15 protein-coding genes are annotated in these 17754 nt (G+C 60.4%); 12 read left to right on the top strand and 3 right to left on the bottom strand.

The features are described 5' to 3' along the window. The first annotated feature begins 2 nt into the window (after window positions 1-2). The 5 genes from A3CW_RS0140285 to phbB all read left to right on the top strand — a co-directional run bounded on the left by A3CW_RS0140285 (window position 3) and on the right by phbB (window position 5260). Window positions 3-866, top strand: coding sequence for a 4Fe-4S dicluster domain-containing protein (locus A3CW_RS0140285; RefSeq protein ID WP_028208588.1), 864 nt, complete (start codon window positions 3-5; stop codon window positions 864-866). Between the two features lie 306 nt (window positions 867-1172). Next, a complete protein-coding gene (locus A3CW_RS0140280; protein WP_028208587.1) occupies window positions 1173-1829 on the top strand; it encodes a TetR/AcrR family transcriptional regulator in 657 nt (218 codons plus the stop codon). A 284-nt stretch (window positions 1830-2113) separates the two neighbouring features. Continuing rightward, window positions 2114-3052, top strand: a complete 939-nt coding sequence (locus tag A3CW_RS0140275; protein WP_028208586.1) for a LysR family transcriptional regulator — start codon at window positions 2114-2116, stop codon at window positions 3050-3052. A gap of 287 nt (window positions 3053-3339) precedes the next feature. Then, a complete protein-coding gene (locus tag A3CW_RS0140270) occupies window positions 3340-3777 on the top strand; it encodes a hypothetical protein (RefSeq protein WP_035515399.1) in 438 nt (145 codons plus the stop codon). Between the two features lie 742 nt (window positions 3778-4519). Beyond that, window positions 4520-5260 (top strand): acetoacetyl-CoA reductase, encoded by a 741-nt coding sequence (phbB, locus tag A3CW_RS0140260; RefSeq protein ID WP_028208583.1) that lies wholly within the window; start codon window positions 4520-4522, stop codon window positions 5258-5260. A gap of 347 nt (window positions 5261-5607) precedes the next feature. Here the strand turns inward: phbB and A3CW_RS0140255 are convergent, their stop codons facing one another. Then, window positions 5608-7068: an efflux transporter outer membrane subunit gene (locus A3CW_RS0140255; protein ID WP_028208582.1), complete on the bottom strand. Its 1461-nt coding sequence runs from the start codon at window positions 7066-7068 to the stop codon at window positions 5608-5610. 76 nt (window positions 7069-7144) lie between these two features. Here A3CW_RS0140255 and A3CW_RS0140250 point away from each other — a divergent pair, with 76 nt between their 5' ends. From A3CW_RS0140250 to A3CW_RS49220, 5 genes are all read left to right on the top strand, one after another. Next, entirely contained in the window at window positions 7145-7762 is a 618-nt protein-coding gene (locus A3CW_RS0140250) for a TetR/AcrR family transcriptional regulator (RefSeq protein ID WP_028208581.1), read from the top strand. An 83-nt stretch (window positions 7763-7845) separates the two neighbouring features. Then, window positions 7846-8961 carry an efflux RND transporter periplasmic adaptor subunit gene (locus A3CW_RS0140245; protein WP_028208580.1) on the top strand — a complete coding sequence of 372 codons (1116 nt, stop codon included), beginning with the start codon at window positions 7846-7848 and terminating at the stop codon, window positions 8959-8961. Next, window positions 8958-12098, top strand: coding sequence for an efflux RND transporter permease subunit (locus A3CW_RS0140240; RefSeq protein WP_028208579.1), 3141 nt, complete (start codon window positions 8958-8960; stop codon window positions 12096-12098). The genes A3CW_RS0140245 and A3CW_RS0140240 overlap by 4 nt, the downstream gene beginning before the upstream one ends. Before the next feature lie 33 nt (window positions 12099-12131). Continuing rightward, complete coding sequence (locus A3CW_RS0140235; RefSeq protein ID WP_028208578.1) at window positions 12132-12938, top strand: oxidoreductase; 807 nt, start codon at window positions 12132-12134, stop codon at window positions 12936-12938. A gap of 40 nt (window positions 12939-12978) precedes the next feature. Then, the gene (locus A3CW_RS49220) at window positions 12979-13452 is read left to right on the top strand and encodes a MarR family winged helix-turn-helix transcriptional regulator (RefSeq protein ID WP_051482041.1); all 474 of its coding nucleotides are present in this window, start codon (window positions 12979-12981) and stop codon (window positions 13450-13452) included. Window positions 13453-13713: 261 nt separating this feature from the next. Here A3CW_RS49220 and fdxA read toward each other — a convergent pair whose 3' ends face one another. Together fdxA and A3CW_RS0140220 are read right to left on the bottom strand one after the other, a co-directional pair. Further along, on the bottom strand, window positions 13714-14052 hold the full coding sequence (fdxA, locus tag A3CW_RS0140225; protein WP_028208577.1) for a ferredoxin FdxA: 339 nt from the start codon (window positions 14050-14052) through the stop codon (window positions 13714-13716). A 31-nt stretch (window positions 14053-14083) separates the two neighbouring features. After that, window positions 14084-15490: a KamA family radical SAM protein gene (locus A3CW_RS0140220; protein ID WP_028208576.1), complete on the bottom strand. Its 1407-nt coding sequence runs from the start codon at window positions 15488-15490 to the stop codon at window positions 14084-14086. 281 nt (window positions 15491-15771) lie between these two features. On the opposite strand from A3CW_RS0140220, the gene A3CW_RS0140215 reads away from it, so the two are divergent. Then, on the top strand, window positions 15772-16680 hold the full coding sequence (locus tag A3CW_RS0140215; RefSeq protein ID WP_211254127.1) for a LysR family transcriptional regulator: 909 nt from the start codon (window positions 15772-15774) through the stop codon (window positions 16678-16680). Between the two features lie 764 nt (window positions 16681-17444). After that, window positions 17445-17754, top strand: a 310-nt coding sequence (locus A3CW_RS0140205; RefSeq protein ID WP_028208227.1) for a cytochrome b/b6 domain-containing protein, incomplete at its 3' end; no start/stop codon positions are given.

Here is a 17754-nt window from a genome sequence, read left to right as displayed (position 1 = left end):
CAATGAGCAAGTGGAATCTGGTTATCAAGGTCGGGCAGTGCGAGAACTGCCAGAACTGCGTGATCGCCGCGCGAGACGAGCACGTAGGCAACGACTTTCCCGGCTACTCGGCACCCGCTGCGGCCGATGCCGAAAGCCCCATCCGCATCCTGCGCCGGGTGCAAGGCGACGCGCACATGGTCGAGACGACGTACCTGCCGGTCATGTGCAATCACTGTGACGATGCGCCATGCATGCGCGTGGGCGGCGACGCCATCCGCAAGCGCGCCGACGGCATTGTCATCATCGATCCGGACAAGGCGCGAGGCAGAAAGGACATCGTGAAAGCCTGTCCGTACAAGGCGATCGTGTGGAACGAGGCACTGCAGCTGCCGCAGACCTGGATCTTCGACGCGCATCTGCTCGACGAGGGGTGGCAGCATCCGCGATGCGAACAGTCATGCCCGACGGGCGTATTCGAAACCGTCAAGCTCGATGACGCCGCGATGGCACTGAAAGCACGACGGGAAGGACTCAGGGTTTTGGAGCCCAAACTCAAGACAAAGCCCCGTGTGTGGTATCGCGGCCTCGAACGCTGGGATACCTGCTTTATTGGCGGTAGCGTCAGTGCACAGGTGGGGCAGATCGTCGAATGCGTCGCCGATGCTGCCGTCGCGCTGCATACGGGCGACCAGAAGGTAGCCGATACCGTCACGGACGCGTTCGGCGATTTCCGGTTCGCAGGCCTGGCCAAAGACAGCGGTCGCTATCGGATCGAGATACGTCATGACCTCGGCAATGCGTCGCGTGAATGTCTGATGGGCGAAAGCGTTTATCTGGGCGAGATCGAGCTCGTCCAGTCGACCAACGAAGTCGAGGCTGCCTGACGCCACACCAGGAGAACCATGCTGGAGACGGCAGACCGATGGCCGTCAGTGCCGCCGGACGGGCGCTGTGCGGGCCGGCTGGTATGGGCAAGCGATGCAGCCACAGCACGTGCGGGCTGTACTGCATCGACTTTTCTTTCACTCACGCCCTCATTTTCATTGTTGACTAAATAATCAGAAATGAGTGTAATATACAAACATGCAGGCAACCCGCACAGATGTTGACTTATTGAGAAACCGCTGCCCGGCAGGCGCGCGCCTTCGTTCCGGCGAACGCAGAACGCGACATTCGGTAAGCGCTACGTCATGGATCACGAACGCTTGACACGCGCACAAAGGAAGCAGCAGACCCGCGAGCGCCTTTTTGACGCTGCAAGAACCGCTTTCCTTGAGAAGGGCGTGGCCGCTACGAGCGTGGAAGAAATCGCTGAGGCGGCGGGTTACACGCGCGGAGCCTTCTACTCAAATTTCGGCGGCAAACAGGAAGTGCTGGCTGAACTGTTGCGGCGCGATGCAGTTCTGGCACGCGAGAACCTGCAGGCCGTCGTCGAAAAGGGCGGCACGCTCAAAGATACGCTTGCGCGAGCGATCGCCTGCTACAGCAACGGGGAGCTTGATAGCGATTGCTTCCCCCTCTGGATCGAGGCGCAACTCCTTGCGCGCCGAGATAACTTGCTTGGGGAGCGTCTTGATGTGTTGCGGCGCGAGACGCTCGTCCATGTCAGTAACTGCATGCGGACGTTCGCGGAGGATGCCGACGGGGCATTGCGCGTGGACGCTGGTGCGCTCGCGGTCGCACTGGTGAGTCTGTGCGATGGCATTCAGTTGTTCAGGATGTGCAATCCGCAGACGGCGAAGGACCTGGCAATCCAGTCAGTGCTTGCCGAACTCGCTTCGTGCATGTCGTGGCAAACGCGGGAAAAAAAACGAGCCGACGCGCATCGTGCGAAAGAAACCGCGTGAAATGCACGCGGCGCGTTTCGTCCGATCTGTATCGCGCGGGAACCGGTCAAGCTCGGAGATCCGGTTTGCGAAAGTTCGTCGACCGGACACTGGTCAATGCAGACGTGATGATCTGCGCTAGCTGTGCCGGAAAATCGCTGCGACCGAAAACTCGCAATGTTCGCGTTTGCCTGCGGTCAGCGGCTCGTCGTTCGTAGCCAGCGGTCCGCCATCCAGACGCCACAAGGCGATACCTCAAGCGTGACCGGCAATGCCGTAACAGTGACACTTGGTTTACCTAATCGATGGAATATATCGAAAGTTTGCGCCTTTTCCGCACCATCGTCGAAGTCAAAAACTTCCGACGCGCTGGCGAAATGATGGACCTGTCACCCTCGGTCGTTTCCCGGGCGATTGCGTCGCTGGAAGAGCGCCTTGGGGCACGACTGTTTCACCGCTCGACTCGGCAATTTTCGTTGACGGAAGCCGCGGAGCGCTTTTACGACGGGTGTTGCCGCGTCCTCGACGATCTGGATTGCATGGAAGCGAGCGCTGCGGGCCACGGCCGGCTGCCGACGGGAGTGTTACGACTGGTTGCGCACACGACGGCTGCCCTGACGTGGCTGGCGCCGTTGATTGCGTCGTTCAGACGCAAACATGGAAATGTCACGCTCGATATCACGCTAACTGAGCGGCCCGTTGACCTGACGGCCGACGGTTACGACCTGGGTATCGTGCTGCCTTTCATGCTGGCAACGGATCTGGCGGTGACACGGCTTCTCCAGCGGTTGCCACTCGTCATCGTGACAACGGAAGCCTACCTTGGCAGGCATCCCCGACCACGGCATCCTGCGGATCTTGAGCAGCATGCATTCGTGACGGTTCCGCCGTCGATGCACAAGCCATTTGTCACGTTTCGGATAGAAGACGAAAACATCGCTGTCCCGATCAACTACGAGATAGCGTCGAACAATCCGATCTTTAACCGCGATGTCATTCTGGAAGGATTGGGCATTGGTTTGCTTCCCATCACGCTCGTGGAAGAAGACATCAAGTCGGGACGACTCGTTCGACTTCTGGAAGACTTCGAGATCTCGGATACCGCGGCGGAAGTCCGGCTGGCGTACATAGGGCGCGCATTGTTGCCAGCGAAGGTTAGAGCGTTTATCGATCACGCTGCGGAGTTTTTCGAAGTTGGCGAGGACAGTACCACTCGTGCGCAGGTCGCCCGGGAACGCCGATGATGCAATGGGTAGTCACGAGCTTGATGTCTTTGCCGACATTTCGTCGCTTTCGTCCATACGAACCCGCTTGTCACGCACCCGGACCTCGTCAACGCATTCGGAAGACGAGCGACGCCGGAGAGGATGTCTGGGGTGGGGCGTGTCCACATCCGACATCGCGCGCTGTTCGGTGTGAAGGTTGCGATTTTTTTGCATGTATTGACATAACAATCAATTTTGAATGTAATGTCATTACTGGCCTTTGACGACGTCCCCAGTGTGCAGGCGGCCGTCGCCGATTGAACACGATGAACGCAACACTCTTATCAGCAACAGCGGCATTGTTCGGTGCAGCTATCGGTGGCCTAACGTCGCTTGTTACTCAACGAACGCAGGCAAGGGCAGAGGCGCTTGCGCACGACCGCATCCGTCGGCAGGAACTCTACAGGGAATTTATCGAGCAGGCATCGCAATGCTATGTCCACGCGCTACAGCACAAAGAGCCGGACGTTACCGCTCTCGTCAGTCTGTTCGCGAAGATAAGCCGCATGCGTGTCCAATCCTCTACGGAGGTTGCAATTGAAGCCGATCGGATCGGGCGAAAGATTGTGGATACCTATGATGCGCCGGAAAAGACTTTCCTTGAACTGCGCGAAATGCTCGCCGATGGTTCGATCGACATTCTGAGCCGATTCAGCGATGTTTGCCGCGACGAATTCGATACCCTGCGGTCGGAGCAATCTTGAGTGAAAACTCGACACGCGGCTTGTGCGAATCGTCGAAGTTGAAGCCCGGCCATTGACAAGACCATCGACGAGAGAGTCATTACCTGACTTGCCATCTGGCACGGGCGCTCATGTGGCGACACCGCAGATCGCGGACTGACCAACAGGTTGTGAACCGCTCTGGCTTCCCGTCGACATTCGACCAGAGAGCGTCTCGAACAACGAGTGCGAAAGGTGCCAATATGACGACAGGTCGCCACAGAGCGGGTGATAGGCGGTGGCTGATTGCGCATGATATGGAACTGGCGCGAAGTGCTTCTCACATCTCAAGCATGCTGCACGAAGAAAGCATGCGGGCAGCCATCAGGGAAACGCTTCTTCAGTTTGAGGCCGCACACGGACCTGAGGAACTGAAAAAATTCACGCGCGCACTCGCCATGAAGCTGGAGGAGCGCGGAAACCTGAGAGCCGTAGAAGTCCTTCTTGGGTTTGTAAAGCGTGGCCCGTCGCCTGGGGCAACGCGTTAAACCTTCGCTCCGCACGCGTTCGCGCAGGAACGTCCGTGTACCGATGCGCCGAAGGAAAACTTGTATAGCCACAGTGAAGGCGGAACGTGAGTCCCCCGTTGCCCAGAGCGTCGAATCGAGCCGATGTTCCGGCTTGCGTCATGGCCAGTCATTTGCGAACCGATTTCGTACAACGTGACTAGCGGTACCTGAAAGCGTTTCGATTTTTCAACGTAGCGCAATGGGAGAGGGCAACAATGGCAAAGCGAATTGCTTATGTAACGGGGGGCATGGGTGGAATCGGGACCGCAATATGCCAGCGGCTCCATGACGACGGATTTACCGTTGTGGCCGGCTGTGGGCCAAACTCATTGCGTCGCGAGCGGTGGCTGGCCGAGCAGGCCGCGCTCGGTTTTTCCTTCACAGCGTCGGAGGGCAACGTCGCGGACTGGGAATCAACCGAGGTCGCCTTCGCCAAGGTAAAGAAGGAGATCGGCGGCATCGATGTGCTGGTGAACAACGCGGGCATTACGCGAGACGGCGTTTTTCGCAGGATGTCTCGTGAGAACTGGAACGATGTCATCGATACGAATCTGACCAGCCTTTTCAATGTAACCAAGCAGGTCATCGAGGAGATGGTCGGAAAGGGGNGGGGGCGCATCATCAACATCTCCTCGGTGAATGGACAAAAAGGACAGTTCGGCCAGACCAACTACTCGACCGCGAAGGCGGGCATTCATGGCTTTACGATGGCGCTTGCCCAGGAAGTCGCGACAAAGGGCATCACGGTGAATACGGTGTCCCCCGGGTACATTGGGACGGATATGGTTCGGGCCGTTCGTCCCGAAGTGCTTGATGCCATCGTCCAGAGCATTCCAGTCCGGCGCCTCGGAGAAGCCAACGAGATCGCTTCAATTGTCTCGTGGCTCGCCAGCGACGAAGCAGCCTTTTCGACTGGAGCAGACTTCTCGCTAAACGGTGGCCTTCACATGGGGTAGCGGTCTCGACCGAAGGCAATGGGCTCTCTCGCTGGTAACAGGGTGGCAGAGCCATTTCGGCGACCACCCGATGAAGTGGAGCGTGGGCCCGACGCGCCCTCTCCGCCACGCATCTGGTCGGCGGCCCCCTTGACGCGAGCATGCCGGTGAACGGCTTGAACCGGTGATAGATACCCGCTTGGACCGCGACCAGCTGCTCGACGCGGGAGGAGGGCTCGTCGTCCTATCGTCACCTGTCTGACTATCCGGGACTGCATCCCGTGAACGCACACGGCTTATTTCGGCTTGCTCGGGACAGTCCGCGCGTTCAGTGATCGCGGACGTACAAACGTGTCAAACCGCAGTGTCTACCGGCTTGCCACGGCCTCAGGATCGCTGGGCTGCCAACCACCACCAAGTGCCTCGAAGGCAGCAACCGCTGCCTTTGCCGATTCCGTTTGCGCCTGCACCCGCTCATCGGATGCGCGCAGCAAGTTTTCGTCGGCCTGCAGGACTTCAATCAGGCTGACGACACCTTTTTGGTATGCCGCAAACGAAGCGGCTCGGGCCCGGCTGAGTGAGTTCACTCCCTGGGTGAGCACCGCGGCCTCTTCTTCCCGCTTGACGAGTGCTGAAAAGGCGTTTTCCACATCTTCCGTTGCATGTAGTGCAGCAAGCCGATACGCGGCCAACATTTCGGCGTCCTGGCCCCTGGCCTGCGCGATCTGTGCATTGATGCGGCCGAAATCGAACAGACGCCAGCGCAGCCCCAGCACCCCGGCCGCCTGACTGGCGCCGCCAGTGAACAGATTGCCCGCGGCCATTGACGTTGCGCTCCCGATCAGTCCACTCAGCGAGAATTTCGGGTAATACTCGGCGATGGCCACCCCGATGCGCGCGTTCGACGCAGCCAGGCGACGCTCGGCCACGATCAGGTCGGGTCGGCGCCTGAGCAACTCTCCCGGCGTTCCCGTGCCCGCGATTCGCGGGGCGGCCGGGATGTCGCCAGCATCGACCAGCTCGGCTTGATGCGTGCCGGGCTGTGAGCCCAGCATCACATCCAGTGCGTTCATGGCCGCATCCAGTGTTGTCTCCAGGACAGGGACGGATGCCTGTACCTGGGCCAGCGCACCCTCAGCCTGGCTCACCTGAAGATCGGCCGCCAGTCCTTTTCCATACAGAAGCTTGATGGTCGAGAGCAGATCCTGTTGCGTTTGCACCTGCCGCCGGGCAACCTTCAGACGGGCCTGCAATCCACGAATCGCGATGTAAATATCGGCAGTCTGCGCCGCCACCGCCAGGCGCGTGGCCACCGCGCCCGCTTCCGAAGCCTGGTACTCCGCAAGAGCCGCCTGCCGCCCGCGACGCAGGCCACCGAACACATCCAGTTCCCAGCTCGCGCTGAAGTTGGCCTCGTAGTCGTTGCCGTAGCGGTCGAATCCGGGCGTCGAATTCAGGACCTGCCCCAAGGGCGTTTCGACAGATTGGTAGACTCGCGCCGCCTGGCCGCTGACATTGCCTGAAGGCAGTAGCGCGGCATTCGCTGCCCCGAGTCCTGCGCGCGCCTGCGAGACGCGCGCGGCGGCCTGCGCGAGGTCCAGGTTCTGTTCCAGCGCGAGCGCGACGAATCGTGTGAGTTGCGGATCACCGAAACCCGTCCACCACGTGACCAGGTCAGCACTGGCCACCGCGTGCCGGTGATCCACTGCGTCCTGGCCCTGGAACTGCGCGGGCATGGCTACATTGGGCCGGACGTAATCAGGGCCCACGGCGCAGGCTGTCGAGAGGCCGGCAACAATGATCGCGGCAAGGATGTGATTGGGTAGCATGAGCGTCTTCGCAGGGTTACTATTGTGACCATAATACCAAATGGTCACTAGTTGTCTATTGCTGTATGCTATCCCCATGAAAAAAGCCACCACTCCTCCCATCACGACTCGCGGCCCCGCTGACCACGAGGTACGAGATCAGATCGTCGTCGCCGCCACCGAGCACTTCAGCCGGTATGGCTACGAGAAAACGACGGTCTCCGATCTCGCCAGGGCGATCGGGTTTTCCAAGGCCTACATCTACAAGTTCTTCGAGTCCAAGCAGGCCATTGGCGAGATGATTTGCGCGAACTGCCTGCACGAGATCGAAACCGAGGTCAGGGCGGCCGTCGCCCAGACCGATCTGCCGCCGGAGAAGTTGCGGCGAATGTTCAGCGTCTTCACCGAGGCGAGCCTCCGGCTGTTTTTCCAGGACCGCAAGCTCTACGAGATTGCAGCATCAGCGGCCACGGAGAATTGGCAGGCCGTGCTTGCGTATGAAGCGCGCGTCCAGAAACTGCTTCAGGACATCCTGCAGGAGGGGCGGCAGAGCGGGGACTTCGAGCGCAAAACACCGCTCGATGAGACCGCGATGGCGATCTATCTGGTAATGCGCCCCTACCTCAACCCGATGCTCCTGCAGTACAGCTTCGATTACACGAAGGTCGCGCCTGCGCAACTGTCCAGCCTCGTGCTCCGCAGTCTGTCGCCTTGATGGAAATTTCATTTGTGACCATTGACTAAATTGGTCACATGAACCACAATGAAAGCCCCGATTCCTCCATCAATGGGACTTTCATGCTCCGGCGTCGCCTCGCTACCTCTGCAGTCGTCTGTGCACTGCCACTTGCGCTAGCCGCCTGCGGCGGAAAAGCGCCTTCCGATCCGCGCACCGAGACGCCCCTGGTGCGCACCGCCATCGCCCAGGCGGCGATCCCCGCGTCCCGTTCGTTTACCGGAACCGTCGCCGCACGCGTGCAAAGCGACCTGGGATTTCGCGTCTCCGGCAAGGTGCTGGAGCGGCTGGTGGATGCCGGGCAAACCGTCAAACGTGGCCAGCCTCTGATGCGCCTCGACCCCATCGATCTGAGGCTTGCCGCGCAAGCCCGGCAGGACGCGGTCACCGCCGCGCGGGCACGGGCGCAGCAGACCGCGCAGGATGAGGAGCGCTATCGCGACCTGCGCGGCACGGGTGCGATCTCGGCTTCGGCCTACGACCAGGCCAAGGCGGCCGCCGATGCAGCCAGGGCGCAGCTCAGTGCGGCCGAGGCGGACGCCGACGTCGCGCGCAATGCGACCGGCTATGCCGAGCTGGTGGCGGACGGGGATGGCGTCGTGATGGAAACGCTGGCCGAACCGGGTCAGGTCGTCAGCGCCGGACAACCCGTGGTGCGCCTGGCCCACGCCGGGCGGCGCGAGGCTGTCATCCAGCTACCGGAAACCCTGCGCCCCGCCATCGGTTCGGTCGCCCAGGCCACCCTGTTCGGCAACAGCGGCGTCAGCGTGCCAGCCACGCTGCGCCAGCTCTCGGATACGGCGGATCCGCGTACCCGCACCTTCGAAGCGCGTTATGTCCTGCAGGGTGCGCTGGCCGACGTGCCGCTGGGCGCAACCGTCACGATCGAGATACCGGACGCACGCGTGGCGCTCCAGGGCGGCTTGCAGGTGCCGATCGGCGCGCTGCTCGACGCGGGCAAAGGTCCCGGCGTGTGGGTCGTCAACGGCGAGCCGGCCACGGTTGCATGGCGGCCGGTCACGGTTCTTCACCTGGACGACGACAGCGCCCGCGTGTCAGGTACGTTGAAACAGGGCGACCGCGTCGTTGCGCTCGGTGCCCAGTTGCTGCGCGAAGGCGAACAGGTCCGGATGCCCGGCCAGGCCGTCGCGGTGGCGAACGAAGGAGCCCGTCCGTGAGCGAAGGCCGATTTAACCTGTCGGCGCTCGCCGTGCGCGAGCGCTCCATCACCCTGTTCCTGATCTGCCTGATCTCGCTGGCCGGACTTCTGTCGTTCTTCAAGCTGGGGCGCGCCGAAGACCCGGCGTTCACGATCAAGGTGATGACCATCATCACCGCGTGGCCTGGTGCCACCGCGCAGGAGATGCACGATCAGGTCGCGGAGAAAATCGAAAAGCGCATGCAGGAGCTGCGCTGGTACGACCGGACCGAGACCTACACGCGACCTGGGCTGGCCTTCACAACGCTGACGTTGCTCGACAGCACACCGCCGTCGGAAGTGCAGGAAGAGTTCTACCAGGCCCGGAAAAAAATCAGCGACGAGACAGCCAATCTTCCGGCTGGCGTGATCGGGCCGATGGTCAACGACGAATACGCGGATGTCACCTTTGCACTGTTCGCGCTGAAGGCGAAGGGAGAACCGCAGCGCCTGCTCGTGCGCGATGCCGAAACGCTGCGCCAGCGGTTGCTGCACGTGCCGGGCGTGAAGAAGGTCAACATCATCGGCGAGCAGGCCGAGCGCATCTACGTCCAGTTCTCGCATGACCGGCTGGCAACGCTGGGTGTCAGCCCGCAGGACGTGTTCGCCGCGCTCAATGGCCAGAATGCCCTGACGCCGGCCGGGTCCGTGGAGACGAAAGGTCCGGAGGTGTTCATTCGCCTTGACGGCGCCTTTGACAACCTGCAGAAGATCCGCGACACGCCAGTCGTGGCGCAGGGTCGCACACTGAAGCTGTCGGACATTGCCACCGTCACGCGTGGTTATGAAGATCCGGCGACGTTGATGATCCGCAACAACGGCGAGCCAGCGCTGCTGCTGGGCATCGTGATGCGCGACGGCTGGAATGGACTCGATCTCGGCAAGGCACTGGACAGCGAGGTCGGCGCAATTAATGCCGGGATGCCGCTGGGAATGAGCCTGACCAAGGTCACGGATCAGGCCGTCAACATTCATTCGGCGGTCGACGAGTTCATGCTCAAGTTTTTCGCCGCTCTGCTGGTGGTCATGCTCGTGAGTTTCGTGAGCATGGGCTGGCGCGCAGGCCTGGTGGTTGCAGCGGCCGTGCCGTTGACGCTGGCCATCGTGTTCGTGGTCATGGCCGCGACAGGCAAGAACTTCGACCGCATTACCCTCGGATCCCTGATCCTCGCGCTGGGCCTGCTGGTGGACGACGCGATCATTGCCATCGAAATGATGGTGGTGAAAATGGAGGAAGGCTACAGCCGTGTGGCCGCCTCTGCCTATGCGTGGAGCCACACTGCCGCGCCCATGCTCTCGGGCACCCTGGTGACGGCCGTCGGCTTCATGCCCAATGGCTTCGCCCGGTCCACCGCGGGCGAGTACACGAGCAACATGTTCTGGATCGTCGGCATTGCGCTGATCGCATCCTGGGTCGTCGCCGTGGTCTTCACACCCTACCTCGGCGTGAAGATGCTCCCCGACTTCAAAAAGGTCGAAGGCGGCCATGACGCGATCTATGACACGCCGCGCTATAACCGCTTCCGTCGGCTACTTACACGTGTCATCGCGCGCAAATGGCTGGTCGCGGGTTCCGTCGTAGGCCTCTTCGCCTTTGCGATCCTCGGCATGGCGGTCGTCAAGAAACAGTTCTTCCCGATCTCCGACCGTCCCGAAGTGCTGGTCGAGGTGCAGATGCCCTATGGCACGTCGATCTCCCAAACCAGCGCCGCCGCGGCGAAGGTGGAAGCCTGGCTCGCGAAGCAGAAGGAAGCCAGGATTGTCACGGCCTACATCGGACAGGGGGCGCCCCGCTTTTACCTGGCCATGGGGCCGGAATTGCCCGATCCGTCGTTTGCCAAGATCGTGGTGCGCACGGACAGCCAGGACGAGCGCGATGCGTTGAAGGGACGACTGCGTCAGGCGATCGCCAACGGTCTCGCCCCCGAAGCACGCGTGCGCGTCACACAACTCGTTTTCGGCCCATATTCGCCGTTCCCGGTTGCCTACCGGGTCACCGGTCCGGACCCGGACACGCTGCGCGGCATCGCGGCTGAAGTTCAGCAGGTGATGGAGGGCAGTCCGATGATGCGCACGGTCAACACCGACTGGGGCACGCGCTCGCCCGCGCTGCACTTCACGTTGCAGCAGGACCGTCTGCAGGCGGTGGGGCTCACGTCCAGCGCGGTGGCGCAGCAGCTGCAATTCCTGCTCACCGGCGTGCCTGTCACCGCCGTGCGTGAGGACATTCGAACCGTGCAGGTTGTCGCGCGTTCGGCCGGCGACGTGCGGCTCGACCCAGCCCGGATCGGCGATTTCACGCTGGCCGGCGCGGGTGGGCAACGCATTCCGCTGTCGCAGGTGGGCAAGGTCGACGTGCGCATGGAGGAGCCGATCATGCGCTGGCGCGACCGTGTGCCGACGATCACGGTGCGGGGCGACATTGCCGACAACCTGCAGCCGCCGGACGTATCAACGGCGATCACCAGGCAGCTTCAGCCGATCATCGCGAAGCTGCCCAGCGGCTATCGCATCGAGCAGGCGGGCTCCATCGAGGAATCGGCCAAGGCGACCACCGCCATGTTGCCGCTGTTCCCGATCATGCTGGCGATCACGCTGGTCATCATCATTCTCCAGGTTCGCTCGATTTCCGCGATGGTGATGGTGTTCATGACCAGCCCGCTCGGCTTGATCGGCGTGGTGCCGACGCTGATCCTGTTCCGGCAGCCTTTCGGCATCAATGCGCTGGTCGGCCTCATTGCGCTGTCGGGCATCCTGATGCGCAACACGCTGATTCTGATCGGGCAGATTCACCAGAACGAGCGGGCGGGGCTGGACCCATTCCGGGCGGTCGTCGAGGCCACCGTGCAGCGCGCCCGCCCCGTGATCCTGACGGCCATGGCGGCAATCCTTGCCTTCATGCCGCTAACCCATTCGGTGTTCTGGGGAACGCTCGCCTACACGCTGATCGGCGGTACGTTCGCCGGGACGATTCTCACGCTGGTGTTCCTGCCGGCTATGTATTCCATCTGGTTCAAGATCAGGCCCGATAGTTCCGCTGGCTCGCGCAAAGATCGGCATGAGCAGGCGCAGCCTTCCGGGCAAACGCTGCAGGACGCGCTCGACGCGCGCAGTTAAAACATCATCAATTTCACCTGAAGGGAGCTGTTCATGTCGAAATCCACCGTTGTCGTTGTGACCGGGGTGTCATCGGGTATCGGACGCGCCACCGCCGAGAAGTTTGCCAGCCGGGGTTGCCGCGTATTTGGCACCGTGCGCAGCATCGCGAAAACAGCGTCATTGTCCGGCGTCGAGCTCGTCGAGATGGACGTTCGAAACGATGCTTCGGTTCAGTCAGGAATCCAGTCCATCATCGATCGTGCCAGGCGAATCGACGTGCTCGTCAACAATGCAGGAACGAGCATGATTGGCGCAGTGGAGGAAACTTCGACTGCCGAAGCTGCGGCCCTGTTCGACACCAATGTATTCGGCATCCTGCGCACGACACAGGCAGTACTCCCTCACATGCGAGAACAACGTGGCGGAAGGATCGTCAATGTCAGTTCGGTGCTTGGCTTCTTGCCCGCCCCGTACATGGGCCTCTATTCGGCGTCCAAGCATGCCGTCGAAGGGCTGACTGAAACGCTGGACCATGAGGTGCGCCAGTTCGGCATACGCGCAACGCTGGTCGAACCGACTTTTACCAGGACCAGGCTCGACGTCAATGCGCCCCAGGCGGGTTCGAAAATCGCCGACTATGACCGTGAGCGTGGCCTTGCATCGAGCGCAGTCGTGAACAGTGTCAAAGGTGCCCCCGAGCCCGGTAGCGTGGCAAACACAATTGTTGAAGCAGCGCTTGGGAGCTGGCGCATGCGTCGTACCCCGGCGGGTGAAGCCTCTCTGTTGAGCAAGTTGCGGCGCTTCATGCCATCCGGGCCCGTCGATTCAAGCTTGAGGAAAACATTCGGGCTTGCGTGAAGCGTTACCTCGCGCCAGCAAGCACCTGGAAAATTCAGATATGAAAAGCCAGGCCGTTGATTCTCCGGTATTAGCTATCGGAGAAGTCACCGCACTCGCGTTGAATCATTTTTTTGCCCAGCGCGCAATGCGCGCTTTCTGGGCACATTTCGACAAAGAGCTTCGGGATTCCGACGTTACCGCATCGCAGTTCTGTATGCTCTCCTTGCTGCATCAGAGGGGGCCCCTGATTTTCGGCGACATGGCAGCAGAACTGGCAATGGACCGATCAAGTCTATCCGCCAATCTCGCACCCTTGTTCCGCCGCAGGCTTGTTTCAACGATCGCCCACAAGGGAGATCGACGGAAACGTCAGCTCATCGTTACGAGCGAGGGACGCAAAGCTGTAGCATCCGCAATCGTCCCCTGGTTGCGGGCCTACCAGGACACCTTTGCGTTTGTGAGACTCATCGATATGGATTCAATGCGTGATCTTTTTCACATCATGCAAGATATGAATCGCTCGACGAACTGAAGGAAGCCATCGCCGTTCCGGCTCGCTCAGCGTCTCGACCACTGCTACGCAGTGGTTAGCTTGATGAGCCAAAGGCTGCCGCTAACCTGGAAGCTCATCGTGGAGGGCGCAGCGTCGCTCTTGCGCGACGCTGCCGACACAGTCCCGATACCCCGTACGACGGACGCGCACTTTCGTCAACGCTTTGCGTAGGCATGGGTCATAACCTCGGGGCAGTCGGGAAGACGATGCCGCGCGACATCACACCCGTTGCAAGCCCCACTAACTCATGAGTCGTTCCCTCGCGAGATGTTGCAACTTTGGGCGGACATCCCTCCAGTCTTCCGCATCTGGCAGCGGGTCCTGCCTGACGGTTATCGAAGGCCACTGCTTTGCCAATGTGATGTTGAGATCGACAAACTGGCGCTGGCTCTCGTCGATCTCCTCAGCCGATACGATGGCATCAACCGGGCACTCCGGCGCACAGACGCCACAATCAATGCACTCGTCAGGGTCGATCACGAGAAAGTTCGGACCTTCACGAAAGCAGTCGGTCGGGCATACTTCGACGCAATCGGTGTATCTGCATCGGATGCAAGCTTCCGTTACCACGTAGGCCATAGGATCTCCTGGACACGTATATAAAAGGACTTCATGCCTGGGCCGCGACGGCGCGCTGGCTCTCGTCTGAAGATCCCGGGATATAGCGTCCAGAGTGCCGTGCGACCAGTTGCAGTGTCTTCCGCGGCGCGTCGTGGTCGTCTTCAAAGAAGAACTTCTTTTCGCCGAAAGCGGGTACGAGATCGTCAAGCCAGGTCGCCGTGGGATCGAATCGAGCGTAGAAGGGGCGACGCACCCAGTCAGGATTGCGTGCCTGCAGGAACTGCAGGGCGAACACCTTTTCGCCACCGATCGTGACAATGCCGTCCACGACGACCTTGCCCGGAAAGGCGCTCATAGAGGGGCCTCGTACCGTTCGCGCGAGTCCCGATACCGACTGATACGCGGCCTGGAAGACCTCGTAGGCTCGCGCCAGTGGCAACTGAAAATAGTGGCTGGGGCCGGTATCGCGCTCGACAAACATGTAGTAGGGAATAGCGCCCAGACGCACGCCCGTTGTCCACAACTCGGCCCAGCCTTTGGGATCTTCGTTGATGTGACGGATGAGCGGCGCCTGCATGCGCAGCGTCGCGCCCGACGAAACGATCCGTTTGACTGCGCGCTGCGCAACAGGAGTCCGCAACTCGGCCGGATGATTGTAGTGACCCATGATCGCGAGATTCTTGCCCGACGCCACGACCTTTTCGAACAGACGGAGCAGGTCGTCGGAGTCCTTGTCGGTCACGAATCGCTGAGGCCAGTAGGCGACAGACTTGGTGCCGATGCGGATGTTCTGGATATGCGAGAGTTCGGGTACAAGCAGCGGCTCGATGTAGCCAGCGAGCGAACGCGTGTTCATGATGAGTGGATCGCCGCCGGTGATCAGAACATCGGTGACTTCCGGGTGGAGCTTGAGATAGTTGACGAGCTCGTTCGATTCCCTCGCGTCGAACTTGAGATCATCCATGCCGACGAACTGCGGCCAGCGAAAACAGAAGGTGCAATACGCATGGCACGTTTGACCCGCGCTCGGGAAGAAGAGCACAGTTTCCTTGTACTTGTGCTGCAGGCCCCGCACAGGTTGCCCGTCCATGAAGGGGACGTTATGCGTCAACTGACCTGCGGGATGCGGGTTCATGGACAAGCGGATCTGGCGCACCGATTCTTCGATAGCTGCCTCATCTTTCTTGACCAATACCAGGTCTCTCAGGTTTGCATAGTCGGTAGGGGACAGCATGTCTTCATGAGGAAACGTCAAGCGATAGATGGGATCGTCCGGAACATTGCGCCAGTCAATCAATTCATCCATGACATACTGGTTCGTGCGAAACGGCATGACACGGGATACCACCTGCACAGCTTCCCGGAGCGATTCAGGAAGTGACTGCCATTGAGGGGCCTGGCTGATCGTCTGACGGGTATAAGGTTTGAACTTTGCAGGAATGGAATCGGTGGTCATGGATCTTTCCTTCGGTGGTAGGATCGGGCGTTCCAGCCGGTAACGGTATTTGATATGGATTACTAAGTGGTAGATTACGAGATGGATACGTAAGCTAATCGAGCCGCGTAACCGTGGCACGCCGGCGAAATGCAGGATCGATTTCAGTCGCTGGTCAAGACTCACAATCCTGCAGGATCTGCAGACAGCGGCGGTAACCGGAGAGCACATGAGCTATTGTTGCCACGCGCCTGGCGCCGTGCAAACGATATAAACTTGCAACGTTGTGCGTTTGAGGAAGGATCGTGAGAAGAAAGATTCCGGGTTTGGAGGCGCTGATCGCATTCGAGGCGGCGGCGAGGCATTTGAGCTTTACCCGCAGTGCAGACGAATTGGCGCTGACCCAAAGCGCCGTGGGACGGCAGGTAGCGGTGCTTGAGGAATATTTGGGTGTGCCGCTTTTCAATCGCGTCAAGAAACGGCTCAGCCTGACCGAGATTGGCGAAATCTACGCCCGGCAGGTGCGCGATAACCTGGCGAGAATGGAGCGCGACACGCTGGCCGCCATGGCACACCGTGAGGCCGGCGGCATCCTGGAACTCGCCGTGATTCCGACATTCGCCACGCGCTGGCTGATCCCGCGTCTCCCGCTCTTCTACACAGAGCACAAGGACGTGACGGTCAATCTGGCGACCCGGGCGGAGCCGTTCCTCTTTACCGACACACCGTTCGACGCGGCAATTCACTTTGGTGGCCCAGTCTGGCCTGGGTCGATTACGAAGTATCTTTTCGGGGAGGAGATGACGCCCGTATGCAGTCCGCAACTCCTGAAGGGAAGAGTGGCGCTCGAACCCCGTGAAGTGTCGGAGTTTACTCTGCTGCATCAATCGGCGCGTCCGGACGCATGGCGGCATTGGTTCACACAAGCTGGCATTCACGACGCCGATTGCATGCAAGGTCAGCGGTACGAATTGTTCTCGATGCTGGTGGAGGCAGCGCGCGCAGGGCTGGGAATCGCGCTCGTGCCGCGCTTCTTCGTTTCACACGAGCTAGCCATCGGCGAACTGCTCATTCCTTGTGAGCTCTCGCTAACAAGTGAAAAGGGGTATTACCTGGTTTATCCGGAGCACAAACAGCATTCGCCGCAGCTCCGGGGGTTTGAGACGTGGCTTCTCGCCGAGGCCAGCAGATACGCGCAACTCGGCTCGTAATCCCGCGCCGCATTCTCGACGCAGCGCAACGGATCCGCATTACCAACGCGATGCCTTGGACGATCTTCTCCAGCGCGCGCCGCGGACGTTGGCTGGGAAAACTCGGGCGGGGGGCGATCTAGCGACAATGCATCTGTCCAGCGGGATTGCCGCGCGGTCTTTGCGTGAGCGAGCGAATTGCTCCACCGCAGTCAAGCAGGCCGCGATGCGGTCTTTGGTTTTTTAGACATCATGTAAGCATAAAACGGCCCACATTCACGTCGAGAAGCCTGCAAGTTTGACTAAGGTTTTTCGTCATCCAAAATCTTTCAAGCCTTTGAGCTCGGTGAGCAACGCGGCTGAAGATTCAAAAATGCGGGTGTACCGTCGGCAATTTGATATAGCGGTTGAACTGAAGGGGGAGGCCCGGGTGAGCCTGCTCTGCATCGGCATTTCCGTCGCACATGGGTAGCGGGCCGTCCTTGCCAGCCTTCGAGAGGTGGCAGCCCGCGCAGTTCGCCTTGTTCGGGTCGTCTGCGCGTGGAGCGTCTGGGACTCGAATCTCGCGATGCACTTCAGCCGTATGGATGCCCAGCTCGATGGATTCCAGGGCTTTATCCGGGCCGCGTCATGCCGACTCGCCTTGTTGTAAATCTGTAAGGATAAATTTCTTGGCAGCAGTGGAATAGGGACGCACGTGCGTGGTTTACCCACCAACACGGTGCGACCACGGAACGATCGAGTCAGGTCTGGTCGTCAACGAACAACTTCCACGAAGCCTGCAAATGAGCCGAACGACAATTCAGCCTCTCTGGGTCCGCACGACACACTGGATCAATGCCGTGGCAGTCGCGCTGATGGTGACAAGCGGCTGGCAGATATACGATGCCTCGCCAATCTTCGCGCGACTGAAATTTCCCGCAAGCATGACATTGGGCGGCTGGCTGGGTGGCGCATTGCAATGGCACTTCGCGATCATGTGGCTGCTGGTCGCGAATTATCTTGCCTACCTGTCCCTGAACATCCTTTCAAAGCGCCTGTGGAGAAAGCTTCTCCCGATTCGCTTCAGCGCCGTAGCCCGGGATCTTGCCGCCG

It is taken from the genome of Paraburkholderia nodosa DSM 21604 (assembly GCF_000519185.1).
GTDB lineage: Bacteria > Pseudomonadota > Gammaproteobacteria > Burkholderiales > Burkholderiaceae > Paraburkholderia > Paraburkholderia nodosa.
The sequence above is the reverse complement of the archived record's forward strand: the minus strand, read 5'-3'. Positions and strand labels throughout refer to the sequence as shown.

Bases quoted from the DNA above. Each gene is read 5' to 3' on its own strand.
- A3CW_RS0140285 (WP_028208588.1), top strand. From the start codon at position 3: ATGAGCAAGTGGAATCTGGTTATCAAGGTCGGGCAGTGCGAGAACTGC.
- A3CW_RS0140280 (WP_028208587.1), top strand. From the start codon at position 1,173: ATGGATCACGAACGCTTGACACGCGCACAAAGGAAGCAGCAGACCCGC.
- A3CW_RS0140275 (WP_028208586.1), top strand. From the start codon at position 2,114: ATGGAATATATCGAAAGTTTGCGCCTTTTCCGCACCATCGTCGAAGTC.
- A3CW_RS0140270 (WP_035515399.1), top strand. From the start codon at position 3,340: ATGAACGCAACACTCTTATCAGCAACAGCGGCATTGTTCGGTGCAGCT.
- A3CW_RS0140255 (WP_028208582.1), bottom strand. From the start codon at position 7,068: ATGCTACCCAATCACATCCTTGCCGCGATCATTGTTGCCGGCCTCTCG.
- A3CW_RS0140250 (WP_028208581.1), top strand. From the start codon at position 7,145: ATGAAAAAAGCCACCACTCCTCCCATCACGACTCGCGGCCCCGCTGAC.
- A3CW_RS0140245 (WP_028208580.1), top strand. From the start codon at position 7,846: ATGCTCCGGCGTCGCCTCGCTACCTCTGCAGTCGTCTGTGCACTGCCA.
- A3CW_RS0140235 (WP_028208578.1), top strand. From the start codon at position 12,132: ATGTCGAAATCCACCGTTGTCGTTGTGACCGGGGTGTCATCGGGTATC.
- A3CW_RS49220 (WP_051482041.1), top strand. From the start codon at position 12,979: ATGAAAAGCCAGGCCGTTGATTCTCCGGTATTAGCTATCGGAGAAGTC.
- fdxA (WP_028208577.1), bottom strand. From the start codon at position 14,052: ATGGCCTACGTGGTAACGGAAGCTTGCATCCGATGCAGATACACCGAT.
- A3CW_RS0140220 (WP_028208576.1), bottom strand. From the start codon at position 15,490: ATGACCACCGATTCCATTCCTGCAAAGTTCAAACCTTATACCCGTCAG.